Source organism: Legionella rowbothamii (genome assembly GCF_900639985.1).
Taxonomy (GTDB): Bacteria; Pseudomonadota; Gammaproteobacteria; order Legionellales; family Legionellaceae; genus Legionella; species Legionella rowbothamii.
In genome coordinates this window covers 176817-202635 of the sequence record NZ_CAAAIM010000004.1, presented here as the reverse complement: position 1 = coordinate 202635, position 25819 = coordinate 176817, and the positions used below count along the sequence as shown (strand labels likewise).

Here is a 25819-nt window from a genome sequence, read left to right as displayed (position 1 = left end):
CTGAGTCTAATGGCTATGATAGCGCCTTGCGCCGCAACTCCAAGTTTTCCTGAACGGGTTGCTCCATAAGCCTCCGCCATATCCCAGGAATGAAAATAAGCAAACTACATACAAAATATCCATAAGGCAGTTGTGGATTTTCTGGACTATCCACACTCACCTCATAATCACGACCAGGGCGCAGATGGTGTATTGAATGGCGAGGTAACTGGAACAACAGATAGTTGGTTAAAATATAATTAGAATTCCAACAATGCATGGCAGTAAACTTTTCATAGCTGCCATCCGGCAACGTAAACCGCTCCAATCCATAATGTTGAATATAGGCTGCGCCAAGAATAACAATACTACTAACGAGCACCACTCCAATGAAATAAAAAAGTGCTGCAAGCCCCCAAAGACTTGTTAAGAGTAGGGCCAATAAAAACGTGCAGAGATTTAACGTCACTAAGCGATTATGCCAACTGAATATTGAATACCCTTTGCGCCGCATTAATTTCTTTTCTGCAGTAAACGCGGAGGTACGCAACCCTACCATCGACTTTAAATAATAGGTATAAAAATTCATCCCATGGGGTGCATGCACATGATCCGCGGGTGTTCCCGTAATAAAAGGACCATGATGAACCAACACATGTTCCATGGGCGCATGACCGGTAGCAGTACAAATTAATACAATATTTCCCATCCAATTATCCCAGCGATTGTTTTTATGAATTAATTCGTGTGCGGCAGAAAAGGCAATTCCTCCATTAATACCCACAGCAACAGAATAGCCAATCACCTCAAATAAGTACTGACTATGGCTAGCAGCATAAGCTCCCAAAAAGGTTAAAATAACCTGGCAGATGACGACACCATACAAAATAGCCCTATAATAAGTATGAGAATCGATTTCAACCGCGTAGGGGTTTACATAATCCTCTCCACAAAAAAATTCGGCGGTAGGAAGTATCATGCTGAAAAAGAATAAGGTGGTAAAGCTGGCAATCCCACCAAACATAAAACCAATAATTGCGGAAAGAGGAAAAATAAAAACCAGCAAATACCAATAACGACTTTTCATAGGTGGCCTCGTCGCACAGACATATTAGATAATTTTTATAGTCTATTAATTAAGGTATAACATAAATTTAAGGAAAATAAACTAGACGCTAAAGCGATCCCTCGCGATGCCGAAACGAACCACATACCATTCCTGCTAAGAATGAATTTAAACCCTTTTACTCAGGCTTGGGACGTCATTTTCGACAGAGCCACTTTTTCCGCCATGCTTTTCAATTAAAGCTATAGTTTCAGCACTACCATGAGCAACGGCCCAGTCTAAAGCAGTCTTTCCATTACTCTTTGAGGGTTCATTAATATCAAAACCTAATACATCCTTGTAACGCAATAATATACTCACAAGTTCTATATGACCAATAGCACTGACTTTACGCAATGCCAAAGCATATTGGCTACATTGAATAACCTCTAGCACATTCTGATATTTTTCCGTACAAAGATGTTTTATTTCCGAACATAACTGCTCATTCATATCCACGCTGCGAGCAGAAGGAAATAAGCCATGCTTCGACAGCGCATGGGAACTTGCCGTGGTTGTACTGGCGGGAGAGGTTAACTTAAACCATGGTAAATCTAATGTTCCAGTGTATTTATCTATGATTTTTTTAAATTCGGCCTGCAGGAGACGTTTGGTATCACGCTCAATCTGATGGAATAAATGGCCTTTACTATATACGCAAAGTTCCATGCCCAATCGATTAGTGTATATCACATCCATCGTACACGAATCTTGACCATGAAGAAAAGCATGAACTGAAGACCCCTGGGGCATTTCAACAGGAACCGCAATCACACCCAGCCAAGTATCAACAACAAGACATTCATCACCCCAACTGGCGATATCAGTTAAAGGATAGTCGCCGATACATCGATTAATTACTAAGAAATTATGGTTTATTGTTGGGTTTATCTTATCCTGCACCGCCATACTTTCAATAAGTACGTCAGGGTCAAACAAAAATTCTTTGTTTAATATAAGAAACATTAATGATGCATGTTCCATGCACCCATTAAAACCTTCTTTTAAGGATAAGCTACTGACGAATAAATCAAAATATATTCTCGTTAAGGAATGTCCAACGTTGTTTATTGTCTTTAATAAGGCAGCTTTTTGCTTATGAATTGGATCGACAGAATCTCTCTGTGCCAGCGCAGTGCGAATTCGTGCAGCTTCTATTTTTTGTCCATGAGCAATTCGCTCACCAAGTTCTTCCTCAAAAATCTGCGTCTCCTTTTTCGCTACGACAGCCAGCGCTTTGCGTGCGCCAAGGTTCTCAGTTTTAAGCCTTTGGCGAACATTCTCCATGGCGTGGTGTAACTGATCTATGTATTTTTTCATCTTTTTGCTCAAAAAAAACTAAAGATGGAATCTTAAAACATAAAAGTGCATAATTAAATTCATTTTGCTAAAAAATTTAGTTCTTCCTTAGAGTATTTTCAAAAATATCGTCAGATTCACATTCATATGCTATTGTTTGAGATAATAAAAAGAGGTCATTACTTAAATAACAGGATCATTATGGAAGATTTACTATTCATGAGCATGACCATATTGTTTTTTATTTTGTGCCTGGGATTGATCAATTTCTACGATAAACTGTCACGGAGTGAACAATGATTACCTATTTAGTTGCGGGAATAATCGCTGTTGGCTTACTAGTCTATCTGTTGTTTGTTTTATTTAAACCTGAGTTTTTTTAATTAGATAAAACACAAGCTCTTAGAAAGGATTCTATGATGACATTAATAGGTTTATTGCAAACCATAGTTTTTCTTTTAGTTCTATTAGCCACGGTAAAACCATTAGGCTGGTACATGGCTAAAGTCTATGAAGGAAAACATTTCTGGTTAAATCACATTGGGAATCGATTTGAACTATTCATATATCGAGTCTGCCGCATTAAAACCAATCAAGCAATGGACTGGAAATGCTATCTAACCTCGATGCTTATATTTAATCTCTTCGGTTTGCTCGCGGTTTATCTCATTCAACGTTTGCAAATTTATCTTCCTTTTAATCCCCAACACCTGCCCTCCCCCACTCCAGATTTAGCCTTAAATACCGCGGTAAGTTTTGTCACCAATACTAATTGGCAAGCCTACGCGGGTGAAAGCACTATGAGCTATTTTACCCAAATGCTCGCGCTAACCACCCAAAACTTTATTTCTGCAGCTACAGGCATGTCCATATTAGTTGCTATAAGTCGAGGCATTGCCCAACATGAAAGCACAAATCTGGGTAATTTTTGGGTTGATATGGTGCGAAGCATCCTCTACATTCTATTGCCCTTATCTTTTATCTTTGCTTTACTCTTGGTATCGCAAGGAGTCATTCAAAACGTTAAACCCAATCAAACCATCCACCTTGTACAAGCCAGCAGTTACCAACAGCCACTTATCGATACGTCAGGACACCCCATCAATGCTCTTCAGGCAACAGCAAAACCCTTAACAGAGCAAGTGATACCTATGGGGCCGGTTGCCTCACAAGTTGCTATTAAACAATTAGGTACTAATGGCGGTGGCTTTTTCAATACCAACTCAGCACATCCCTTTGAAAACCCCACTCCTTTTAGCAACTTTTTAGAAATGCTCGCGATTCTATTAATTCCTGCAGCTCTTTGTTATACCTTCGGCGAAATAGTCCACGACACACGCCAAGGTTGGGCTATCCTTACGGCAATGTTTATTGTGTTGATTCCCTTTGCATTATTCGGAATCATGGCAGAGCAAAAAGGAAATCCCATCTTAACCTCTATGAATATTAGTCCATCGGCCATAGCCCAAAGCTATCCTGGTGGCAATATGGAAGGAAAAGAGACTCGTTTCGGAATCACCAGCTCCGCCCTATGGAGCGTGACTACTACGGCGGCCTCTAATGGTTCAGTAAATTCAATGCTCGACTCATACACACCTCTAGGTGGGTTAATACCCTTATGGATGATGCATTTAAATGAAGCAATTTTTGGTGGCGTCGGCTCTGGTCTATATGGCATGTTAATGTTTGTCATTCTTACCGTTTTTGTGACTGGCCTAATGGTTGGCCGGACGCCGGAATATCTAGGCAAAAAGATTGAACCCTATGAAATGAAAATGGCATCCATTGCCGTTTTAGTCATGCCACTTAGCGTCCTTGTTTCCACCGCATGGGCTGTAGTAACTCAAAGTGGTTTAAATGCTATTGCCAACCCTGGAATGCATGGTTTTACGGAGATTCTTTATACATTCACCTCCCTTGGCAACAATAATGGCAGCGCTTTTGCCGGGCTTAATGCCAATAGCCCGTTCTATAATTTGCTTGGGAGTGTCATCATGCTAATTTCTCGCTACTGGATTGCCATACCTACAATTGCCCTTGCTGGATCCCTAGCACAAAAAAAGATAATTCCTCAAACAACCGGAACTCTAGCTACCCATACCCCGCTGTTTATTATCCTACTTATTTGCATCATTTTTCTGGTCGGTGCACTCTCATTTCTACCTGCTTTAGCACTAGGACCTATTGTGGAGCATCTAACCTTGTGGGGCCAATATGGATCTTAAAATGCATCGTGTATCTTTCTGGGCTGGTGATACTGTAAAGCTCGCCATACGTGCTTCATTTTTAAAATTGACCCCCCAATACCAGCTCCGTAATCCGATTATGTTTACAGTTTATATTGCCTCATTATTAACTACCGCTTTATTTATTCAATCATTATGGGGTCAGGGGGATGCAGCGACTAGTTTTATTTTTGCCATCACTTTATGGCTTTGGTTTACCCTTATTTTTGCTAATTTTGCAGAAAGTATGGCAGAAGGAAGAGGGAAGGCTCAAGCCGAAGCATTAAGAAGAGCACGCCATGAAATTCAGGCAAAAAAATTAGCAAAACCTAAAAAAGATGCCACAATTACCCACGTCCGCTCAGGATGTTTACGTGCTGGTGATATCGTCTTGGTAGAAACAGGAGATTTTATTCCCAGTGATGGCGAAGTAATTCAAGGAATTGCGTCTGTCAACGAGAGCGCCATTACCGGTGAAAGTGCCCCTGTAATTCGTGAAAGTGGCGGCGACCGCAGCGCCGTTACCGGAGGAACTCAGGTAATCTCTGACTGGTTAATTATTCGTATTACATCCAATCCAGGAGAAACTTTTTTAGATCAAATGATATCCCTGGTGGAGGGAGCTCAGCGTCAAAAAACCCCTAATGAGTTAGCACTCACTATTTTGCTTGCCGCCCTGACGATTGTTTTTCTTTTAGTTTGTGCCACGCTTCTTCCTTTTTCCCTCTACAGTGTAAGTAGCGCAGGAAATGGTAAAGTGATCAGCATCACCGTCTTAGTTGCCCTGTTTATTTGTTTGGCTCCAACTACTATAGGCGGTTTACTATCCGCTATTGGTATCGCAGGTATGGATCGCATGATTCAGGCAAATATCATTGCCATGTCTGGCCGCGCCGTAGAAGCGGCGGGAGACGTTGATGTATTGCTACTTGATAAAACCGGGACAGTTACCTTAGGTAATCGAGAGGCGATTGAATTTATTCCTTTAGAAGATGTCTCCATTGAGGCTCTGGCTGATGCCGCACAATTGTCTTCGCTTGCGGATGAAACACCAGAAGGACGTAGTATTGTTATCTTAGCTAAAGAACAATATGGCTTGCGTGGTCGTGACATCAGCGAATTAAAAGCAAGTTTTATCCCCTTTACCGCAGAAACCCGAATGAGTGGCGCTAATTTACCCGGGCGACAAATTAGAAAAGGGGCGACCCAAGCAATTGAATTATATCTGCAAGAAATTAATGGCCATTTCCCTGAGGCAGCTCATCAAATTGTTGAGCAGGTTTCCCGCCAGGGTGGAACTCCTTTAGTCGTCCTTGAAAATAAAAAAGTTTTAGGAGTAGTTCATCTTAAAGATATAGTCAAAGGAGGTATTCGTGAACGCTTTGCCGAATTACGCCGTATGGGTATTAAAACCATTATGGTCACGGGAGATAACCCCTTAACCGCAGCCGCAATCGCTGCAGAAGCAGGTATAGATGACTTTTTAGCCAATGCTAAGCCTGAAGAAAAACTAAAACTAATTCGCCAATTGCAAGCACAAGGCCATTTGGTCGCTATGGCTGGAGATGGAACAAATGATGCGCCCGCCTTAGCGCAAGCAGATGTTGCAGTAGCGATGAACTCAGGTACTCAAGCAGCCAAAGAAGCAGGCAACTTAATTGATTTGGATTCTAATCCCACGAAGCTAATTGAAGTCGTGGAAATTGGTAAGCAACTGTTAATGACTCGTGGTTCACTGACTACCTTTAGTATTGCCAACGATGTTGCCAAATATTTTGCTATTTTACCCGCCGCATTTGCCAGCACATACCCTACTTTAAACAACTTAAATATTATGCGGCTGAGCACTCCTGAAAGCGCTATATTATCTGCTGTTATCTTCAATGCACTCATTATTATTTTTCTTATTCCTCTAGCCTTGCGTGGCGTGAGATATCGTCATGTGGAAGCAGCCAAACTGCTGCGCAATAATGTTTTAGTGTATGGTTTGGGAGGCTTAATTATTCCCTTTATTGGCATTAAACTCATTGATTTAATTTTATCAGCACTCAAAGCAATACATCTAAGCCCAATCTAATATTTAAGGACAAATCATGCTAAAAGAAGCAATAAATCAAATGAAAACCGCATTGATATTGCTTATTTTACTCAGTATTTTAACTGGTTTTATTTATCCGCTCACGGTGACGGGATTAGCGCAAATTTTTTTCCCCTGGAAAGCGAATGGCAGCTTAATAAAGCAAAATAATCAATTTGTTGGCTCGCAATTAATTGGGCAACCATTCTCAGATGGAGCCTATTTTTGGGGTCGCCCTTCAGCAACTACGCCATATGCCTATAATGGTGCCGCGTCTTCAGGATCGAATCTCGGGCCTTCAAATCCTGATTTTTTGTCTATAGTAAAAGAAAGGATGATGCACTTAAAGCAAGCGGATCCACAAAATGAACAAGCAGTACCTATCGATTTAGTTACCGCATCAGGTAGTGGTCTTGACCCCGAGATTAGCCCCTTTGCTGCCAATTACCAAGTGCCACGAATTGCCAAAATACGCAAGCTTCCCGAAGCGGATATTTATCAATTAGTGGAAAAATACCGTAAACGGCGAACATGGCAAATATTAGGTGAACCGCGTGTTAATGTTTTGGAGTTAAATCTTGCCTTGGATAATTTAAGGAGCAGAAATGCCCCAAAATCGCCCTAACCCGGACCACTTACTACAACGAATCGCGGAAGAAGAACGTCAAGAACATCATGGAAAACTCAAAATTTATTTAGGTGCCTCTCCTGGTGTTGGTAAAACCCATGAAATGCTCCATGATGCCTATGAGAAGCAACAACAAGGACTTGATGTCGTTATTGGTATTGCTGAATCCCATGGACGTGTAGAAATAGATAGTTTTCTTAATAACTTTGAGATTATTCCCCGCAAGCCAGTGGCTTATCGCGAGAAAACCTACTATGAATTTGATCTTGATGCCGCACTTCAACGCCATCCGGGATTAATTTTGGTCGACGAGCTAGCCCACACGAATACCCCTGGTTTACGGCATACCAAACGATGGCAAGACATTAAAGAGCTTTTAGAGCGCGGAATTGATGTATATACCACCTTAAATATACAGCACATCGAAAGTTTAAAAGATGATGTAGCGCAAATTATTCATGCCCCAATTATCGAGACCGTTCCCAACTCAATGATTGAACGTGCCGACACCATTGAGCTCATTGATTTACCTCCTGAAGACTTATTAAAGAGATTACAAGAAGGAAAAATATACATCCCGAAACAAGCAGAATTTGCTCGAGAACATTTTTTCCGTAAAGGTAATTTAATTGCCTTACGTGAATTAGCATTACGTGTTACGGCCGAACGAGTAGGCTCTGATGTCTTATGGTATCGACATGGGGAGGGTGTTAAAGAGATTTGGCCAGTAAAAGATAAAATACTGGTTTGCGTCGGCCCGAATCCGGAAACCATGAAACTAATTCGCGCGGCCAAAAAACTAGCTACGCACCTCCAAGCAGAATGGGTAGCCGTTTATATTGATGTTCCGCAAAAAAATATTGGTGCCCGCAGCCAGGCAATTAAAAATTTACGTTTGGCCGAACTATTAGGGGCACAAACTCACGTACTATCCGGGTTTGATATTGTCAAAGAAGTATTACGTTTTGCGCATGAACAAAACATTACGCAAATTATGATTTGGAAACATATTCGAACCCGGCTTCGTGATTGGTTCTATAGAAATTTGACTGATGAAATTGTTCGTCAAAGTGGTGATATTGATGTATACATCATTACTGGGCGTAGGAGCAAATCACCACAAAAGAAAGCAAAAGCGCCACCGCGAACCTATCCGTGGAAAATTTATGGATTAGTCCTTATGGTTCTACCTCTGATGACCTTATTCAATTTTGCTTTAGAACCATTTCTCAACACGGTGAATCTTATTATGGTTTATTTGTTGGGAGTTACCCTTATCTCTTTATGTGGGCGTAGGGGACCAGCACTATTTGCTTCATTATTAAGCGTTATTGCTTGCGACTATTTTTTCGTTTCACCACGATATAGTTTTGCAATCAGCGACATCCAATTTTTAATTACCTTTGTCATTATGCTGCTGGTTTCACAGACTATTAGCTATTTAACTATCCTCATTCGTCACCAGGACGAATCCTCACGCTTTACCCAGCATCAAACCACAGCTTTATATGCTTTCAGTCGCCAACTTATCCGTTCACGTAGCATTAATAAGCTATTAAGTTTTGGGGTCGAGTATATTGCACATACCTTTGACAGTGAGGTCATGGCCTTAATGCCTAAAAAAAATCACCTTACAGTTCAAGTCAGTTTTCCCTCATTAATGAGGCTGGATGCCAAAGAGCAAAGTATTGCCCAATGGGTCTTTGATATGGGGCAGCCTGCAGGAATTGGTACTGATACCCTCTCCTTATCTAGCGCTCTTTATTTGCCCTTAGCCAGCGCCTCTGGAGTCATTGGCGTATTAAGAGTGCAATCTAGAGACCAACAATTGCTTACTCCTGAACAGCGTGGATTGCTCGATTCTTATGTGAATCAAATGTCCCTAGCTTTAGAAATTGATCTATTGCATGAAAAAAACCGCAGAAAAGAGCTGGAAATAGAAAGAGACCGCGCTCGAACCTCATTACTAACCTCAATTTATCATGATTTAAGTTTTCCCTTGAAAAGCGTGATTAATGCCATAAACAGTTTAAAAAGCAATCATAAGGCCAATCTTAGTCTTATCGAAAGCAACATCGATCACGAGATAAATAAATTAAATCACTTAAACAATAATCTTTATCAAATGATTTGTCTTGAAACTGAGGGAATCAGTCTGAAAAAGACGCCCTGTTCTTTAGAAGAAATTATCCATGCAGCGCTGAAAATCTCCAGTGAACTCTTTGAACAAAGACCCATAAAATTAACACTTCCCGAGCATATGCCCTTAATTAATGTGGATCCGCGATACATCCAAGAAGTACTCATGCACTTGCTCGATAATGCCATTAAATTTTCGGCTCCCAAATCCCAAATCCGCCTTTCGGCACAAATTACCACAATTAATCTTATTGTGAGTATTGAAGACATTGGGCTGGAAATTGATGCTGAAGAACGAGCCGAATTATTTAAAAAATTCTACCGCAGTAAAGAGGCTCTTGAGGAGCATGGTTTAGGATTGGGCTTATCCATCTGTGAGAAAATAATTTCAGCACATCAAGGGACTATTTGGGTAGAAAATATTCCAAGCAAAGGAACGGTTTTTCGCTTTGCATTACCCATAAATTGAAAGCAAGAAAGTTAGACTATACTTTTTATATCCCCTTGTTTTAATTGGCTTGCTGGTTAAGCATGAAAATACATTATCTCCCAATTATAGCCATGATCGTTTCATCACTTGCTTTTGCAACGGCCGAGAAAAGTCCTATGTTTCATAGTGAAATAAGTTCCATTCCGCCTACAATTGCAACGCAAATGCAGAACTATACTTGGCATGAAGGCTGTCCTGTGCCACTAGAGCAATTAGCTTACATCCAACTCAGCTATTGGGGGTTTGATAATAAAACTCATACGGGAAAACTCATAGTCAATCAAGAACTCGCCGATGAGGTCGTTGCGATTTTTAAAGAGCTTTACCTGCATCACTTCCCCATCCAAAGTATGGAGCTTATGGATACTTTTTATGGAGATGATGCAGCATCCATGGCGGCTAATAATACTTCTGCTTTTAATTGCCGTGGCGTTACTGGACGCGTGGGAGAATACTCACAGCATAGTTATGGACGCGCCATTGATATTAACCCGTTAATAAATCCCTACGTCAACGGTAATCTTGTATTACCTCCGGAAGGAGCAATATATGCGGGGCGTACCGAATCCATCCCCGGGCAAATTGTTAAAGACGATATTGTGTATCAAACTTTTGTCAAACACGGTTGGGATTGGGCTGGGGATTGGTTTGATTTACAAGATTATCAGCATTTTGAAAAAAGAGCGCATGGGAAAAAACGTAATCCTTATGGGTATGGATTTTGAGGTGTACAGCGAAAAACCTCTTTATCCCAAAACGTAGTAAGAAATCTCGCATTTGGCTCAATGTGGGCATTGCTGCTCCCACTACGTTGGGGATGTCGTTTAGGGGAATTCCAATCAAGAATGCGTAAATGTATTCTCGTTAATAAATTGATTGAGATCTTCAAACTGTTGTCCTTCTATATACGCATCTTGGCGTAAATCTTGGGCCAATCTCAATCCATTCAACTTTTGATACAGTTCCTCCACATTTTTATGGCGCCCCTTACCAAAAAAGCACGACCGACTATAATAATTTGACCAGCTATTTTCAGTTTTTTGACGACCAAACTCTTTTAGTGCACATAATTTTTCTATAGGTGACTTATTGGAATTTAAAATTGTAAAAATATGTGAAATACCCGAACTATTACTTCCGCGAAATCTGTTTTCATCACCCAGGATCTGCACATGCTGATTAAAACAACCTAAAACTCTCCCCAACTTTAGGTTTTCTGCACGTAATCTTGCAATCACATCACCTAATAGAGGATAAGGGCTGTCTTCCCCGTCAAAATCAGCGAGGCGATTTTCACTGATCAATTGCGTGGCCAATTCATAGTGAGATTTAGGCTTCTTAGGCAGCGTAGAAAGTAACTGGTAAATTACCTCTTTCGAGCGCACGATAGCCTGATTAAATGGATTACTTCTGGTCTCAGCAAGATCAAATCTATTTGACTTGTAACGCTCTAACCTATTCCTTTCTTTTAAAAAATGCAACGCTAAATAGTGAGTCTCTAGCTGTTTAAATTCTTCAGTCATTAAATCCCAATCAGCACAAAACTTATTATACGCCGCCATCCTGGCTTGCAATAAATTGAAAAACTTATTAACTACGTTAATGTTCGGACGCAGCTCCGGCGGTTTTTCTTGCATCCGCTTAAATAGGGTTTTGATATCGTCTAATAAAAAGGAATCAACCTCCGAAACATCATATTCAGTAAATAGACCATCCAAACTAAAGGGTGCATTAACAAGGAGCTCGTCCACAGAGTATCCTGTTTTATAAAAAAGTACATTTTTACAGCCAAAAAGCTCGATAAAAATTCCCGCCAAAGAATAGATATCCGATTCATAACTACTGCCTGCTCCATGAAATACCTCAGGAGCCATATAGCCTAGAGAACCAACCACCATATTAGAATGTTGCTCGGTTTTTCTTGCCAAGCCAAAATCAATAAAAATAATCCGAAACTGGCCCGGAAGAATCCCGCGTTCGGGGTTTTCAGGAATTTCTTTATAACAAATATTAGCCGGCTTAAGATCACAATGTATTATTCCACGTTGCTGCAGTGATAACATTTCATTGGCAATATGTAATGCAATTTCCACACGCTTCATGAATGGAAAAAGACTATCTCCACGTTTAAAAGGAAATAGCTTATCAAGACTAGTGCCACAATCCTCCATCACCGTTATAACTTCGCTTTTAGTATCGATAACAGAACTCACATGTACGTGCTGCTGTCTTTGATATTGAGCTTCCTGCGCAATGCTTTTCACTAAATCCTGATGGGTAATCGTGCGCTCCCCAACGCGTTGTATCTTCACTACTTCATTTGTTACAGATACCTCAGCCTGATAGGTCTCTATGGCTTTCTTTATCGTAATTTTAAATCGTGACTTATAAGCTACCCCAAACTCCCCTTTTCCTATAGGTTCTGCCTCCAGAATATGCCATTGATTCTCACCTGATTTAATCAATTGATGGCTAAATACAAACTCATCTTTCGCAGTTTTTACAGGGATGGACGCTGGGGCAACTAACTTAGGCTGTTTGCATTCATGCAAAAATTTAGCTGCATTTTTATCCAGTAAAAAAGGGGGGGGTTGTTGTCCAACCAATAAACTTAGATCAATAAAAGGCATCGTTGGTATACCGAATCTCAAATTGGCACTATTTTATAGCAAAAACATGCTCATTAATATACCTTATTTTTCTTTTTTTGACCTAATGAATAAATTACAGAGTAAAATTACAAATTTACTTACGAGAACAACAGATTCAGGTTAAAATAGCCTCCCAAGTAAATAAGAAGTTTAGAAATCACTCAACGCCATGCTCAATTCACTAATTCAAACCAAACAAATCTCTTGTGTTGTCCCGGTTTATAATGAAGAAACCATTATTGCGGAGTTTATTGCTGCATTGGACACAACCCTCAAGCAACTTGCTTATTCCTATGAAATAGTGCTTGTTGATGATGGAAGTCAAGATAATACTCAAGCAATCATCCAACAATTAAGAGGCCAATACTCTTTTCGCTACCTACGTTTTAGTCGTAACTTTGGCAAGGAAAAAGCGATTAGTGCAGGATTAGATCATGCCCGTGGAGATGCCGTAATTTTAATGGATGGTGACTTTCAACATCCGCTCGAATTGTTAAGTGAATTTATTGCCAAATGGGAAGAAGGTTATGACATGGTTTATGCAGTACGCCAAAATCGAGAGGATGAATCCTGGCTAAAACGTACTTGCGCAAAAACCTTTTATCAATTCACCTCCAGAATCAATCGCGTTAATATTCCAGCTAATGCTGGAGATTTTCGTCTGTTAGATCGTAAAATAGTCAATGGATTGCAAAAACTTCCCGAACGAAATCGTTTTATGAAAGGCTTGTACAGTTGGGTAGGTTTTAAACAAGTAGCAGTTCCTTTTGAGGTTCAACCACGAAAAGCCGGTTCTTCTCAATGGAACTTTTATTCCTTAATCGATTTAGCGATTACTGGAATTACCTCATTTACTGCCTTCCCATTGCGTCTGATTGCACTTGGTGGTATTGGAGTAGCTACCTTAGCGATACTGTATGCTGCTTGGATTATCATAAGCACCTTAATTTTTGGCATTAAAACGCCAGGTTGGGCAACTATAGTTACCGCAATTACCTTTTTTGGTGGTTTACAGCTTTTTGCTTTAGGTGTGGTCGGCGAATATATAGGGCGCGTCTTTGATGAAGTAAAACACCGACCGCATTATATTATTGATGAGGAAGCCAGTTTTGATGAATGCACAACTTAAGCTAAAACACCGACTGGTTTATTACGCAGGAATTGGGGCTACAGCGGCAGCCACACATCTTAGTATTGTTTTTTTATTAGTGAATTTTGCCCATGTACACGCACTAATAGCTAATATTTTTGCCTTTTTTACTGCATTTAACGTCAGTTTCTTTGGTCACAAATACCTTACTTTTTCGCAACTGCATGATCAAAAGGTATTGAGCTTACCTCATTTTTTTCTGGTAGCGGCTTCCGCGGGCACAATTAATGAAGGGCTTTATTTTCTAGTGTTACGCTACACTCATTTAAATTACCTCTTTGCTCTTGGCTTAGTTTTATTTTTAGTTTCCGTTTACAGCTTTTTGCTCTCAAGATATTGGGCCTGTCGCTAACATCCCATTCACGACCTCTACAGGCTCACGAATAATCAAACGAGTTCCAGACATTTCCTTGACCCTAGGTAAGATCGACTCGATCCGCTCCTCAGTATCCAAAAATTGCACAACCAGAGGTAAATTAGCACCTATATCAACGAATGAGGCCGTTTCAACCGGCTCTCTATAAGTAAAACCTGCAATGGCACGTAATACGGTTCCACCGGCAATTCCCTCTTCATCCAGCATTGACATGAGTTCTAAATGCAAAGGACGATGGTTCCATTTATCAGATTCATTAATATAGATAGAAACTTTCATACAATTCATAGACGCATCCTTATGTTAATCTCTATTTTTTTAACTCGGCATCTAAATTACCCGGGCAAGGGCAACTCCCGCAATCACGGCAATGAGGCAAAAAAGATTATTACAGATAAAATTCATAGCAGCAAGGGCATAATCCCCCTGCTCGATTAAAGCATAAGTTTCATAACTAAAGCTTGAAAAGGTGGTATAAGCACCACAGAATCCAACGGCAACAAACGCACGCCACTTAGGATCAAGCTCGACGCGCCCCAAGCTCCAAGCAAGGAAAAAACCTAAGATAAAACTTCCGGTGAGATTAACAATAAATGTTCCATAAGGAACATCTGAAGACAAATAACGTAGCGAAAAACGATTCACAAAATAACGCAAATTAGCGCCAATAACTGCCCCCATAGAAATCCATAAAATATCAATCAAAATGTCTCTTCCTCTTCATTGCAGGTCTATACCCTATATTCTGTACTCACTAATTAGTATAAAAAATAATGCAAAATATCTCACTGGTTTTACATACAAAATAAAAAGATATCCATAAAATTAAAAGCTTGCATCTAAATAAAGTTTCGTATAGCCTCACCTTCACGGCCATTGCCTTATAAGTAAAAAATAGCATTCCTTTGCCACTTAAAAAGTCCGTAGGTTGAAGGAATTATTATTGTCAGGATTGATTAGGATTTTCTAATGAAACACTTCATTAAATTTGGATTTATATTAGGGCTAACTATGAGCTCTAAGGCATTTAGTTTGGACCCCGTTCAAGGCATTTATTTAGGTCTCTTTGGTGAAATAAGCCGAACGATTTCCAATCCCAACGTTACTTTTAATATTGGTAATAATCAATTCTCACTTGCGAACACAAGTCCTGTTACGCTTAGCCCTATTGGTGGCGGCGCCGGCTTTTCCCTGGGATATAGAATAAATACGGTACGATTGGAAGGACAATTCCTTTTTAATATCAATAATTATGGAGAATTAAAAGTTGGCTCTTGTACCCTAATTAGTCCGAATGTTATGGGCCCCGAGGGAACCTGTCCTGCAGAAATAAGCAATGACCAGGGTATTGGATTAGGTTTTAATGGAAATACCACCGGTATTTATGGAATGTTTAACGTATTTTATGATTTTCTTTCCAGTGATCCCAATACCAAGATGTTTCCCTATATTGGCGTTGGTCTAGGTGGCGCAATCATCAAAAACAAAGCTAATTTTGCAAGTAATCAATACAATGCATTAGGCAGTACTTTTTCTACAACGGTAAGCACCTCAAATAACGGTTTTGCTGCTCAAGGAATTATAGGAATTGGTTCTTATTTGGATGATTTTGCAACCATAGGTATGGATATCCGTTATACCTCAGCATTCAATCCTAGTAATAATAATTCAAGTACTACTAGCACTAGTGGCTCCAGTAGACAACTTGGAATTGTAACTCTTAACTTTACGGGAACTTACGCTCTTGACAAAGGGAGTGATTAATCAAGTTTTAAGCAGGCCTAAATCTAAATAAGGCCTGTAATGAATGATATGGAGGTTGGGCTCATGGCCAAGATTAAGTTTTGCGGTGCGTGAAAGCTTGTTGGACCATGGGCCCAACCTACAATTTATAAATATAATCCTACAAAAACTTAAGCCTTTTCCTTAACCTTGGCCTTTTCTATTTCTTTTGTCTTATCCTTTTCAGCAACAGAATCCATGCGCTTTTTCTCTCTACGGTAATCTTTCGCTAATTGACAATACAGCTTACGCAGCTCAGGAGTCGTATCCTCGCGGCATAATTTTTGCAATCGAGATAAGGTTTTTTCATTAGGTGCTTCATTCCCAACAGCAATTAAGGGAGCAAAAAGAAGCATGAAAAATAATATTCTCATTAAAAATCCTTAGTTTTTGGAGCATAGAAACAATAATTATCCTAAGGTCGGATAATCAATATACCCTTTTTCATCACCGCCATAAAAAGTGGCGCGATCCCCTTGATTAAGGGGCGCATTGAGACGAAAACGCTCCACTAAATCAGGATTTGCAATAAAATCTTTACCAAAGGCAACCAAATCAGCATAACCTGAATCAATAGCCTCAATAGCTAATTCGCGTGTATAGCCATTATTCACCATCCAAGGCCCATGAAACTCATCTCGTAAAGCATGAAAATCGAACCCTAGAAAGTCACGAGAAACTCCTGTTGTTCCTTCAATGACATGAATATACGCTAAATTTAAGCGATTTAATTCGCGCACTAATGGGAAATAAACTGACTTAGGTGAGGTTTCGGTAATTCCATTCATAGAGCCGACAGGTGATAAACGAATTGCAGTGCGCTGACCGCCAACTTCACCAGCTACAGCCTCCATCACTTCTAATGGAAAACGTAAGCGATTCGCAACAGAGCCACCATAATTGTCCGTGCGATGATTGGCCCCATCCGATAAAAATTGCTGGAGTAGATAACCATTTGCACCATGAACCTCGACCCCATCAAATCCAGCCTCCATGGCGTTGCGCGCTGCTTTGCGGTAATCCTCAATAATTTGAGGGAGCTCATCTAATTTCAATGCTCTTGGCTGTCCAATTTCAGTAAACATACCGGTTTCTATGAAGGTTTTTTGCCCTACAGGCGTTAATGCTGAAGGAGCCACAGGCTCCCCCCCACCTGGTTGTAAACTAGGATGAGAAATTCGCCCTACATGCCATAATTGGGCATAAATAGTTCCGCCTTGCTCATGCACTGCCTCGGTGACCAATTTCCATCCGGCAATTTGTTTGGGAGAATAAATACCCGGGGTCCAAGCATAGCCTTTAGCTGTTGGTGAAATCTGGGTTGCTTCGGAAATAATAAGTCCTGCTGAAGCGCGTTGTGCATAATATTCTGCGTTTAATGCATGCGGAGCATCAATCTCATGCAGAGCACGATTACGTGTTAAAGGCGCCATAACCAGACGATTTTTTAATTGATGTCCCCTTAAATCAAAGGGAGTAAATAGAATAGATGCGTCAGTATTCATAATTTATATCCTTATAATGGGCGTTAGTTATTCTGCTGCTAGCATAACGAACTTAAGATTCAAATTATAGTACACTTATGGTCACCCCATATTCCTCACAATCGTGTAAAAACTCATTACTGGAAAAATAATTCATTTCAGTGCTGCGAGTAGCGGCGATGACATCAGGTTCATTCCAGTGCTCACCTGGATGGCACATGATTAAAGTAGGCCCCGATATAGAGTGCAACCAACTACGAAATAAACTCCGATAATCAGTGTGTGCGGCAAAATCATAGATACCAGAAAAAAATGCATTGTGCGGGATCTCTGCCTTAGCTAAAGTCGCGCGCAAAGCTCTGCCCCCAGTGAATGCCAAAATTTTTGCTTTCAATCGATGTCGCTTCACATCAACAGAAGGATAAGTAGAACGAATACAAGTTCCATGCTGCCTTAATTGTTCATCATAAAGGTCAACTATCACTTGGCGTATCCGTGGAAATTGATGCACATGTTGATGGCCATCTACAAAATCAGGGAGTCTCCCCATCACCTGTACAAATTGCGCCAGCTGCAGCTTAAACTCTTGGGAAATGAAGGATAATTTAATGGATGCTAAATGGCTTTTAATGAGTAATTCATTGAGTGAAAAACAAGGGCGGTTAGGTATGGATAAGAAGTTGCCTTCGGTTAAGTTAAAATGCAAACCAATCTGCACCTGTCCTTGTAAATCCAATAGTTGTTGGGCATAGATAGGGAATGAGGGCATGTTCACCATACAACTTACCGCGGATAACCGACCCATCCGCACTAATTTTAAAATTCCTTGGGATACACCAGGATTTAATCCAAAGTCATCGGCGCATAGCCTAATGCTTTTTATCTCGCTCACCGCCAACACCTATTTTCTGAGAAAAAACTATGATAACGCATCTCAATAAGAAAATCAGGCCGCTTCCGCATCCACATTGAGCCGGGGTTTTACTGCAAAAAATCGAGAGCCTAAAATATTGATGCATAAGCCACTAATCACCAATAATCCAGCCACCAATTTCCACATATAAAATGGTTCACCTAAAAAGAACACCGAGCTTACCATGGCGACTACGGGAACTAGTAAAGTAAATGGGGCCACCATCCCTACAGGGTAACGAGCCATTAACCAATTCCACAAGCCATAACCAACCCAGGTTGAAGCAAAAACGATATAAAGCACGGCTCCCGCACCTTTCCAGGTTAAGTGAGTAAAGGTAGAAGTTAAATTGTTGACTCCCTCAACCATTAAAGAAATTAAAAACATTGGAATACAAGCAACAAAGCTGCCCCAAACAATAAGTGCGATCATATTAACGTGCTCACCCTTAATTTGTTTGGTAATTAAATTGCCAATACCCCAAGTCGCTGCAGCAGCCAAAATAAAGACAAAGCCGGCTACAGAAATATCATGGTCAAAGTGCGTGGCGACTAAAGCGATACCGGAAAACGATACCAAAGCCCCCACGATCTGTCCGATATTGGGTTGCTCTCCTAAAAGAATTACCGCAAAAAACATGCTAAAGAATACTTGTACCTGGATAAGGATTGAAGCAATCCCTGCAGGCATACCAAAACTCATACCAATAAAGAGAAGCGAAAATTGCAATGCAAACATCACCAAACCATATAAAGCCACCATTTTGAAGGATTTCTTGGGAAACTTAACGAAAAATATGGCAGGAACACTAGCTACGAGGAACCGTAAAGCGCAAAGCAATAAAGGAGAGATCTCGGTAAGGCCTATGCTTACAAAGAGGAAATTTACACCCCAGACGAGAACGACAACCAGCGCTAATAATAGATGAGAAATGGGCATTTTTAGGCACTACGAATTAAAACCTTATTTTAGCGCAAAGCCTGTAACAAAGCTAGATACAAAGTTTAATTTTTATACACAAAATTGTGTATAAAATGAGAAGTTTCATCATCGAAAATGACGGTTGAGATTAGTTGCTCTCAGAAGTCGTAGCCCGTATGAGCATAGCGTAGTACGGGCTACAGTTAAATCGCGCTGAGTCTATGCCTCTTCCTTAAGCGCCTTTTCCACCACCTTAATCAGCCGTGGGGCATCAGGAGAGGTAGTTGAATAAAAATAATCAACCAGTTCGCCTTTACGATTAATTACATATTTATGAAAGTTCCATTTAGGTGCGGTTCCAAAACCCAATTTTTGTTTAGCCCACAAATAAAATGGATGCGCCTGTTTGCCTGAAACAACCTCTTTAGCAGCCATTGGGAACGACACCCCATAATTAACCTGGCAAAAATTAGCGATTTCTTCCGCAGCGCCTGGCTCTTGGCTACCAAAATCATTAGAAGGTACGCCCAAGATTACAAAGCCTTTATCTTTGTAATCTTCATAAAGCTTTTCTAAGCGAGCATACTGTGGCGTAAAACCACATTTAGAAGCCGTATTCACTACCATTACCACCTTACCTCGAAACATATCTAAAGGTAAATCTTTGTCACCAACCAGTGTATGAAACGAGTAATCATAAGCATTATCATGAAGATTAGGTGTATCCGCTGATGTTGTAGTGTTCATAAGAAAACATCCTAGTATTAAAATGAGAAAACGCATTAATGATCCCTGAAGGGTCCTGTCTTCTCCATTATATACCTAACTACAAAAAAATTCAGTTCCGCTTTGCTAGTGAACAGGTTAAACTCGCAATAAAATCAGATACCTTCAAATTTAATAATCATGAGCACTTCAATGAACGAACTGGTTCTGGCCACTAGCAACCAGGGGAAAATTAACGAATTAAACGCGCTTTTAGCCCCGATTCAATGTATATCACAAACAAGTTTAGGGATAAGTGATGCCATCGAAGATGGCTTAAGTTTTATAGAAAATGCTCTCATTAAAGCTCGCCATGCTAGTTTTCATGCACAAAAACCAGCTCTTGCAGATGATTCCGGATTAGTAGTCCCTGCATTAAATGGAGCGCCTGGTATTTACTCCTCACGTTATGCAGGTAGCAATGCTACTGACCAGGAAAATATCGACTTGCTATTAAAAAATATGGCACATTTACACGGCGAACAACGCCAAGCCTATTTTTATTGCGCCATTGCCTTCGTATTGCATGCCAAAGACCCTACCCCCGTGATTGCCACCGGTATTTTTAAAGGGACAATCCATAATAGCAAACTGGGTGATGGCGGTTTTGGCTATGACCCCATCTTTTATATTAATGAGTACCAATGCACAGCAGCCCAGTTACCTGCTAAACTTAAAAATAATATTAGTCATCGCGCACAAGCATTAAAACAATTGCGCACACTTATTCAGAATCAATCATGAACGCAGAAATAGAAGGACTCTTTGCACAAGCCTATAAGCTACAACATGAGGGGAAATTACCTTCAGCCATTTGTATTTATGAGCAAATACTGACTAAAGATCCGCAGCATTTAAATACCCTGCTTTTTTTAGGGCTAGCCTATGCCCAATCTGGAGACATGCATAATGCGATTCTTTATTTATCACAAGCCCATGCCATAAATCCTCAAGATTCCACGGTACTGAATAATTTGGCTAATGCTTACAAAAAAATACATCAACTGGACAAAGCCATTGACTATTATTTGCAAGCCATTGAATTAAGCCCTGATTATGCCCAAGCCCATAATAATTTAGCGACTATTTATGCATTACAAAACAATTACAACAAAGCCCTGCAGCATTATACTAAAGCGGTTCATGCTGAGCCTGATTTTAGTCCGGCGCACTTTAATCTCGGTTTACTCTTGCTGCAAAACAATCAATTAGAAGCAGCAAAAGTCCAATTTAATAACGTAATTACCTTAAATCCAGACCATGTTGAAGCCCATTTTTATTTAGGAATTTTACACCTGGAAAGCAATACCCTTGATGAGGCAGAACATGCGTTTCAACGTGTTTTAGAACAAGACAGTGAACAAATACAAGCACTTACCAACTTAGGGGTGGTCGCTTTAAAAAAAGAGCGGAATCAATTAGCGGTAGACTATTTCAGTAAAGCAATCGCCTTAGATAATGATAATGTTGATGCTCGCAATAATTTAGCTGCAACCTTTATGCATCATGACCGCTTTGAAAATGCACTCATGCATTATGATGTATTGTTGCAGAAAGATCCTGACAATATCGAATATCTGTATAATTCCGGGGTGGCTCAAATGGCCCTAGGACATTTAAATGAGGCCATTATCTTTTTTGATCACATACTACGTTTAGACAAAACCCATACGGCTTCTTTAAATAATTTATCCGCAATTTATCTGCGCATGGGCCAACGAGAAACATCACGCGAGTATTTGCGACAAGCGTTAAACATTAACCCAGATGATCGAGTAAGTAGTTATATGTTGCATGCGATTGAAGGTGATTCAACAGCAGAAACTACTCCTGAGTATGCCCAAAATTTATTTAATAACTATGCGCTTTATTATGATCAACATATGCAAGGTACTTTGCATTATTCAATTCCCCAGCATATTACACGTATTATTCACCGACTCGGGTTACCGAAAAATACACAAACCCTAGATTTAGGCTGTGGTACTGGTTTGACGGGGGTAGTACTTCGCGAGTTAAGCAAACGTCTAACTGGGGTAGACATCGCCCCGAAAATGCTGGCCCAAGCGAAAGAAAAACATATTTATGACGAATTAATCGAATCAGAGCTTAATGAATTTTTTCAGAATAATCAAAAACATTATGATTTAATTGTCGCCGCAGATGTTTTTCCCTACTTTGGCGAGTTAGATACTTTACTGCATGCCGCACAGCAACATTTGACCCCTGAAGGCTATTTTATTTTTAGCACAGAAATTAGCGCAAAAGAACCATGGTTTTTACAAACCAGTGCCCGCTTTAGCCATCATCCGGATTATGTGAAACAGTTGATAGAGCAAAATCAGTTGCAGTTAATTCAACATGAAAAAGTCCCGGCACGCATGCAAAATCAACAGCAGTTAGAAGTGATGTTGTATGTGCTGCAGAATAAGACTACGTCATCTCAAACACGGTAATGTGAGAGATCTTCCAAATAAAGAATAGGTGTTAGAAATAACTACCAAAGCCCATTCGGGGTGTCCTTCATGGTAAGCTCCTCGAATGGCGTAGCTTAATGCTGCCCTGCATCAAGCATGACTATTTAAAATGGTAATTTTAAATCCGGACTTACTCGCTGTATTTCTTTCTTAAACAATTGCTTTATCTGCTCCAAAGAAGCCAAATCAACTGCTTCAAAACGAGCACTCAAACAGGGAGAAGTATTTGATGCACGTAATAAGCCCCAGCCCATGGAAAACTCAACGCGTAATCCATCAATCGCAATAATTTTTGCCCCCGAAAACTCTGCCTGTTCCGCAAAACGCTGCATGAATAAAAACTTTTCTTCTTCAGCAAGAGGAATTTTAAGTTCAGGAGTGTTTACACTGTGAGGAATTAAAGCAAATTGTTCACTTACCGTTAGCTCTGAAGCACTAATGATTTCTAATAACCGACAAGCACTGTATAAGGCATCATCAAATCCATACCAACGATCTTTAAAAAACAAATGACCGCTCATTTCACCAGCCAAAATTGCCTGCTCTTCACGCATTACTTGTTTCACAATAGAATGACCTGTGGGACACATTTTAGCCACACCACCAGCAGCCTTAATTTCAGCTTCTAAATGCCCAGAACATTTAACATCAAATACAATGGTGGCACCAGCATGACTGGCAAGCAACGCACGCGCATAAAATATCATTAAACGATCGGACCAAATTATTTCACCCGTATTGGTAACCAAACCTAAGCGATCCGCATCACCGTCAAAGGCTAGGCCTAAATCAGCTTGGTGCTGCGCAATTGATGTTTTCAAGTCATTCAGATTCTCTGCAATACTAGGGTCGGGATGATGATTAGGAAAATTTCCATCAATCTCACAATGCAGGGGGATTACTTCGCAGCCTAAGTCACTCAGTACTTGAGGAACTACTGGACCAGAAACACCATTTCCACAATCAACAACAACCTTTAATGGGCGTCTAATCTGGATGTCGCTTTTAACCCGCTCCATGTACTTGGGTAACATATCGACCACGGATTCTTTACCCGCTCCATGCACTCGTTTTTGCTCAGCAATCAAATGGTACAAAAGATCAATATCTTCTTGCACCAGCGTTTTGCCAGCCAAGACCATTTTGAGACCATTATAATCTGCGGGATTATGGCTTGCAGTAACCATCAAACCACAATCAATTCCTTGGGTATGGGTTGCGTAATACATGACAGGAGTGGCAACCATACCAAGATCAACCACATCAATGCCACTTTCAAGCAAGCCCTGTTTGAGCGCTAAAGTTAAAGCAGCACTCGTTAATCGCCCATCACGCGCTAAAAAAATTTGTTGGCGCTGCAACGCATGCAAACGACAGGCGATGGCCAAACCGATGCTGTAAAAAGCATTCTCATCCAATTCTTGGCCAATGATACCTCTTATATCATAAGCTCGAAAAACAGAACGAGAAATTGGCCGTTGCTGATAGCTCATTAATGTCTCCCAGAGCTACCAAAGCCACCTTCCCCACGAGAACTTTCGGTAAACTCATTAACGAGCTCAAATGCAGCTTGCACTACCGGAATAAACACTAATTGCGCAATGCGCTCCCCTGGATTAATGGTGAAATGCTCATCACTGCGATTCCAACAGGAAATCTTTAATTCCCCTTGATAATCTGAATCAATTAAACCCACGAGATTACCTAAAACAATACCATTTTTATGGCCTAAACCAGAGCGAGGTAAAATCACCGCGGCCAGTTTTGGATCATCAATATAAATAGAAATCCCAGTAGGAAGTAAGACCGTTTCTTGAGGAGCTAATTGTATGGGTTCATTAATACAAACGCGCAAATCCAGACCCGCAGAGCCATCGGTTGCATAAGTAGGTAAAGGGATACTTTCCCCAATACGTGAATCAAGAATTTTTAGTTGAATTGCTTGCATTATCATTGTTCCTAAATCGTAATGTCGCGTTATCTTCGGCGCCATTGTGCAGAGATGCGGCCAGAATTGCAATAATTTGTCCTGCCAATCGTGTTTTATGGGTTAAAGGCAAATCAATTTGTTTGCTTGGCGTGATTACCGTCACCTGATTTAACTCGCTTTCAAAGCCCAACCCTCTTCCTACCGCGTTAGCCACGATCATATCCAATTTTTTACGTTTTAATTTATCTTGAGCATAGTGGATCACATCCGTGGTTTCCGCCGCAAAGCCCATAACAAAAGAGGCTTTTCCCGTTTCAACTACTGAGCTTAAAATATCGGGATTTTTCGTTAAAGTTAAGCTGAGTTCAGCATGCTCAGTTTTCTTTACTTTTTCAGTTGCCGGCGAGTGAATATGATAATCAGCCACCGCGGCAGTACCGATAAAAATGCTCCCAACCTGCAATTCGTGCATGACCACATCCAACATTTCTTGGGCTGATTCCACTTTTACTCGTTTAATCCCAGCAGATACGGATAACTCGCAAGGCCCACTAACTAAAGTAACTTGGGCACCCGCCATTGCTGCAGCTTCAGCCATCGCGTACCCCATTTTTCCGGAACTATGGTTACTAATATAACGCACCGGATCAATTGGCTCACGTGTAGGGCCTGCCGTAATAAGCACTCTTTTTCCGGATAATAATTGATTCACTTTATACAAACGCAAAGCACTGATAATTTGGTCTGATTCACTGACCCGTCCCAAGCCAAATTCACCACAGGCTTGTGAACCCTCTTCAGGCCCTACCAAAATAGCTCCCCGTGTCTGTAATAATTTACAATTGCTTTGAGTTGCAGGATGTGACCACATGCTGTGATTCATTGCCGGACAAACAAAAACCGGTACTTCGGCAACCAGGTATAAAGTGGATAATAAATCATCAGCAATACCATGGGCCATTTTTGCCATAAAATTAGCAGAGGCAGGAGCAATTATCAAATAATCAGCCCAGCGTGCCAATTCAATATGCCCCATCGCCCGTTCGGCCTGCGCATCAAACAAATCAGTACGCGCCTCATTACCCGATAGTGCTTGCATAAGTAAAGGGGTTACGAATTGTTGAGCAGCGGCGGTCATAACCACCTTAACCTCAGCCCCTAGACGTGTCAGGTCACGGACTAAATAAGCAGACTTGTAAGCCGCTACCCCGCCACAAATGCCTAAAAGAATTTTTTTACCTGTAAAATCGTGCATGGCTTACCATTTCGAAAAAAATAATGCTGATCAAAACATAAACCATGCAATAAAGAAATACAAAATTATTAAAAGCCGGTGTTATCTTGAGGTAAAAAACTCTTTGTTTTTGGCACAGCATCAAATGATTGCTAGATACGCATTAACCATAGAAAAATGTTGCAACTCCTTCT

General features: G+C 40.5%; 24 protein-coding genes. 11 read left to right on the top strand and 13 right to left on the bottom strand.

The window, feature by feature from the left end; translation table 11 throughout:
- Positions 1–13 precede the first annotated feature (13 nt).
- On the bottom strand, positions 14–1066 hold the full coding sequence (locus E1P08_RS09025; RefSeq protein WP_133136701.1) for an alkane 1-monooxygenase: 1053 nt from the start codon (positions 1064–1066) through the stop codon (positions 14–16).
- Between the two features lie 147 nt (positions 1067–1213).
- On the bottom strand, positions 1214–2404 hold the full coding sequence (locus E1P08_RS09020) for an ankyrin repeat domain-containing protein (protein ID WP_133136700.1): 1191 nt from the start codon (positions 2402–2404) through the stop codon (positions 1214–1216).
- A gap of 275 nt (positions 2405–2679) precedes the next feature.
- Here E1P08_RS09020 and kdpF point away from each other — a divergent pair, with 275 nt between their 5' ends.
- The 6 genes from kdpF (at position 2680) to E1P08_RS08990 (ending at position 10667) form a co-directional block, all read left to right on the top strand.
- Positions 2680–2766, top strand: a complete 87-nt coding sequence (gene kdpF, locus E1P08_RS17750) for a K(+)-transporting ATPase subunit F (protein WP_207387355.1) — start codon at positions 2680–2682, stop codon at positions 2764–2766.
- A 33-nt stretch (positions 2767–2799) separates the two neighbouring features.
- Positions 2800–4608 carry a potassium-transporting ATPase subunit KdpA gene (gene kdpA / locus E1P08_RS09010; protein WP_242602415.1) on the top strand — a complete coding sequence of 603 codons (1809 nt, stop codon included), beginning with the start codon at positions 2800–2802 and terminating at the stop codon, positions 4606–4608.
- Positions 4598–6685: a potassium-transporting ATPase subunit KdpB gene (gene kdpB / locus E1P08_RS09005; protein WP_133136699.1), complete on the top strand. Its 2088-nt coding sequence runs from the start codon at positions 4598–4600 to the stop codon at positions 6683–6685. Before kdpA ends, kdpB begins: the two co-directional genes overlap by 11 nt.
- 16 nt (positions 6686–6701) lie before the next feature.
- Positions 6702–7310: a potassium-transporting ATPase subunit KdpC gene (gene kdpC / locus E1P08_RS09000; RefSeq protein WP_133136698.1), complete on the top strand. Its 609-nt coding sequence runs from the start codon at positions 6702–6704 to the stop codon at positions 7308–7310.
- Positions 7291–9921 (top strand): sensor histidine kinase, encoded by a 2631-nt coding sequence (locus E1P08_RS08995; RefSeq protein ID WP_133136697.1) that lies wholly within the window; start codon positions 7291–7293, stop codon positions 9919–9921. Before kdpC ends, E1P08_RS08995 begins: the two co-directional genes overlap by 20 nt.
- Before the next feature lie 62 nt (positions 9922–9983).
- Positions 9984–10667, top strand: coding sequence for a M15 family metallopeptidase (locus tag E1P08_RS08990; protein WP_133136696.1), 684 nt, complete (start codon positions 9984–9986; stop codon positions 10665–10667).
- A 114-nt stretch (positions 10668–10781) separates the two neighbouring features.
- On the opposite strand, the gene E1P08_RS08985 is transcribed toward E1P08_RS08990, so the two are convergent.
- On the bottom strand, positions 10782–12572 hold the full coding sequence (locus E1P08_RS08985) for a protein kinase domain-containing protein (protein ID WP_133136695.1): 1791 nt from the start codon (positions 12570–12572) through the stop codon (positions 10782–10784).
- A 190-nt stretch (positions 12573–12762) separates the two neighbouring features.
- On the opposite strand from E1P08_RS08985, the gene E1P08_RS08980 reads away from it, so the two are divergent.
- A complete protein-coding gene (locus tag E1P08_RS08980; RefSeq protein ID WP_133136694.1) occupies positions 12763–13722 on the top strand; it encodes a glycosyltransferase family 2 protein in 960 nt (319 codons plus the stop codon).
- A complete protein-coding gene (locus tag E1P08_RS08975; RefSeq protein WP_133136693.1) occupies positions 13706–14095 on the top strand; it encodes a GtrA family protein in 390 nt (129 codons plus the stop codon). Before E1P08_RS08980 ends, E1P08_RS08975 begins: the two co-directional genes overlap by 17 nt.
- Here the strand turns inward: E1P08_RS08975 and E1P08_RS08970 are convergent.
- Both E1P08_RS08970 and crcB read right to left on the bottom strand, forming a co-directional pair.
- Positions 14072–14407 carry a DUF190 domain-containing protein gene (locus tag E1P08_RS08970; RefSeq protein WP_133136692.1) on the bottom strand — a complete coding sequence of 112 codons (336 nt, stop codon included), beginning with the start codon at positions 14405–14407 and terminating at the stop codon, positions 14072–14074. The two genes, E1P08_RS08975 and E1P08_RS08970, sit on opposite strands and share 24 nt — an antisense overlap.
- A gap of 42 nt (positions 14408–14449) precedes the next feature.
- On the bottom strand, positions 14450–14824 hold the full coding sequence (gene crcB, locus E1P08_RS08965) for a fluoride efflux transporter CrcB (RefSeq protein ID WP_133136691.1): 375 nt from the start codon (positions 14822–14824) through the stop codon (positions 14450–14452).
- Positions 14825–15088: 264 nt separating this feature from the next.
- Here crcB and E1P08_RS08960 point away from each other — a divergent pair, with 264 nt between their 5' ends.
- Complete coding sequence (locus tag E1P08_RS08960; protein ID WP_133136690.1) at positions 15089–15883, top strand: hypothetical protein; 795 nt, start codon at positions 15089–15091, stop codon at positions 15881–15883.
- A gap of 149 nt (positions 15884–16032) precedes the next feature.
- Here E1P08_RS08960 and E1P08_RS08955 read toward each other — a convergent pair whose 3' ends face one another.
- From E1P08_RS08955 to E1P08_RS08935, 5 genes are all read right to left on the bottom strand, one after another.
- The gene (locus E1P08_RS08955; RefSeq protein ID WP_133136689.1) at positions 16033–16275 is read right to left on the bottom strand and encodes a hypothetical protein; all 243 of its coding nucleotides are present in this window, start codon (positions 16273–16275) and stop codon (positions 16033–16035) included.
- 36 nt (positions 16276–16311) lie between these two features.
- Positions 16312–17406, bottom strand: a complete 1095-nt coding sequence (locus tag E1P08_RS08950) for an alkene reductase (protein WP_133136688.1) — start codon at positions 17404–17406, stop codon at positions 16312–16314.
- A 64-nt stretch (positions 17407–17470) separates the two neighbouring features.
- The gene (locus E1P08_RS08945) at positions 17471–18277 is read right to left on the bottom strand and encodes a ChbG/HpnK family deacetylase (RefSeq protein ID WP_133136687.1); all 807 of its coding nucleotides are present in this window, start codon (positions 18275–18277) and stop codon (positions 17471–17473) included.
- A 54-nt stretch (positions 18278–18331) separates the two neighbouring features.
- Positions 18332–19237 (bottom strand): EamA family transporter, encoded by a 906-nt coding sequence (locus E1P08_RS08940; RefSeq protein WP_133136686.1) that lies wholly within the window; start codon positions 19235–19237, stop codon positions 18332–18334.
- Between the two features lie 201 nt (positions 19238–19438).
- A complete protein-coding gene (locus E1P08_RS08935; RefSeq protein ID WP_242602414.1) occupies positions 19439–19966 on the bottom strand; it encodes a glutathione peroxidase in 528 nt (175 codons plus the stop codon).
- A 171-nt stretch (positions 19967–20137) separates the two neighbouring features.
- Between E1P08_RS08935 and rdgB the strand changes: the two genes are divergently transcribed.
- Both rdgB and E1P08_RS08925 read left to right on the top strand, forming a co-directional pair.
- Positions 20138–20728 carry an RdgB/HAM1 family non-canonical purine NTP pyrophosphatase gene (rdgB, locus tag E1P08_RS08930; protein ID WP_133136684.1) on the top strand — a complete coding sequence of 197 codons (591 nt, stop codon included), beginning with the start codon at positions 20138–20140 and terminating at the stop codon, positions 20726–20728.
- Positions 20725–22440 carry a tetratricopeptide repeat protein gene (locus E1P08_RS08925; protein ID WP_133136683.1) on the top strand — a complete coding sequence of 572 codons (1716 nt, stop codon included), beginning with the start codon at positions 20725–20727 and terminating at the stop codon, positions 22438–22440. The genes rdgB and E1P08_RS08925 overlap by 4 nt, the downstream gene beginning before the upstream one ends.
- Positions 22441–22565: 125 nt before the next feature.
- Here E1P08_RS08925 and E1P08_RS08920 read toward each other — a convergent pair whose 3' ends face one another.
- The 3 genes from E1P08_RS08920 to coaBC are packed head-to-tail and all read right to left on the bottom strand — an operon-like array spanning position 22566 to position 25646.
- The gene (locus tag E1P08_RS08920) at positions 22566–23954 is read right to left on the bottom strand and encodes a phosphomannomutase/phosphoglucomutase (RefSeq protein ID WP_133136682.1); all 1389 of its coding nucleotides are present in this window, start codon (positions 23952–23954) and stop codon (positions 22566–22568) included.
- A complete protein-coding gene (gene dut, locus E1P08_RS08915; RefSeq protein ID WP_165485142.1) occupies positions 23954–24412 on the bottom strand; it encodes a dUTP diphosphatase in 459 nt (152 codons plus the stop codon). Before dut ends, E1P08_RS08920 begins: the two co-directional genes overlap by 1 nt.
- A complete protein-coding gene (gene coaBC, locus E1P08_RS08910) occupies positions 24381–25646 on the bottom strand; it encodes a bifunctional phosphopantothenoylcysteine decarboxylase/phosphopantothenate--cysteine ligase CoaBC (protein ID WP_133136680.1) in 1266 nt (421 codons plus the stop codon). The genes dut and coaBC overlap by 32 nt, the downstream gene beginning before the upstream one ends.
- Positions 25647–25819 lie beyond the last annotated feature (173 nt).

Excerpts from the sequence above, each read along its gene's own strand:
- E1P08_RS09025 (WP_133136701.1), bottom strand. The coding sequence starts at position 1,066 with ATGAAAAGTCGTTATTGGTATTTGCTGGTTTTTATTTTTCCTCTTTCC.
- E1P08_RS09020 (WP_133136700.1), bottom strand. The coding sequence starts at position 2,404 with ATGAAAAAATACATAGATCAGTTACACCACGCCATGGAGAATGTTCGC.
- kdpF (WP_207387355.1), top strand. The coding sequence starts at position 2,680 with ATGATTACCTATTTAGTTGCGGGAATAATCGCTGTTGGCTTACTAGTC.
- kdpA (WP_242602415.1), top strand. The coding sequence starts at position 2,800 with ATGATGACATTAATAGGTTTATTGCAAACCATAGTTTTTCTTTTAGTT.
- kdpB (WP_133136699.1), top strand. The coding sequence starts at position 4,598 with ATGGATCTTAAAATGCATCGTGTATCTTTCTGGGCTGGTGATACTGTA.
- kdpC (WP_133136698.1), top strand. The coding sequence starts at position 6,702 with ATGCTAAAAGAAGCAATAAATCAAATGAAAACCGCATTGATATTGCTT.
- E1P08_RS08995 (WP_133136697.1), top strand. The coding sequence starts at position 7,291 with ATGCCCCAAAATCGCCCTAACCCGGACCACTTACTACAACGAATCGCG.
- E1P08_RS08990 (WP_133136696.1), top strand. The coding sequence starts at position 9,984 with ATGAAAATACATTATCTCCCAATTATAGCCATGATCGTTTCATCACTT.
- E1P08_RS08985 (WP_133136695.1), bottom strand. The coding sequence starts at position 12,572 with ATGCCTTTTATTGATCTAAGTTTATTGGTTGGACAACAACCCCCCCCT.
- E1P08_RS08980 (WP_133136694.1), top strand. The coding sequence starts at position 12,763 with ATGCTCAATTCACTAATTCAAACCAAACAAATCTCTTGTGTTGTCCCG.
- E1P08_RS08975 (WP_133136693.1), top strand. The coding sequence starts at position 13,706 with ATGAATGCACAACTTAAGCTAAAACACCGACTGGTTTATTACGCAGGA.
- E1P08_RS08970 (WP_133136692.1), bottom strand. The coding sequence starts at position 14,407 with ATGAATTGTATGAAAGTTTCTATCTATATTAATGAATCTGATAAATGG.
- E1P08_RS08960 (WP_133136690.1), top strand. The coding sequence starts at position 15,089 with ATGAAACACTTCATTAAATTTGGATTTATATTAGGGCTAACTATGAGC.
- E1P08_RS08955 (WP_133136689.1), bottom strand. The coding sequence starts at position 16,275 with ATGAGAATATTATTTTTCATGCTTCTTTTTGCTCCCTTAATTGCTGTT.
- E1P08_RS08950 (WP_133136688.1), bottom strand. The coding sequence starts at position 17,406 with ATGAATACTGACGCATCTATTCTATTTACTCCCTTTGATTTAAGGGGA.
- E1P08_RS08940 (WP_133136686.1), bottom strand. The coding sequence starts at position 19,237 with ATGCCCATTTCTCATCTATTATTAGCGCTGGTTGTCGTTCTCGTCTGG.
- E1P08_RS08935 (WP_242602414.1), bottom strand. The coding sequence starts at position 19,966 with ATGAACACTACAACATCAGCGGATACACCTAATCTTCATGATAATGCT.
- rdgB (WP_133136684.1), top strand. The coding sequence starts at position 20,138 with ATGAACGAACTGGTTCTGGCCACTAGCAACCAGGGGAAAATTAACGAA.
- E1P08_RS08925 (WP_133136683.1), top strand. The coding sequence starts at position 20,725 with ATGAACGCAGAAATAGAAGGACTCTTTGCACAAGCCTATAAGCTACAA.
- E1P08_RS08920 (WP_133136682.1), bottom strand. The coding sequence starts at position 23,954 with ATGAGCTATCAGCAACGGCCAATTTCTCGTTCTGTTTTTCGAGCTTAT.
- coaBC (WP_133136680.1), bottom strand. The coding sequence starts at position 25,646 with ATGCACGATTTTACAGGTAAAAAAATTCTTTTAGGCATTTGTGGCGGG.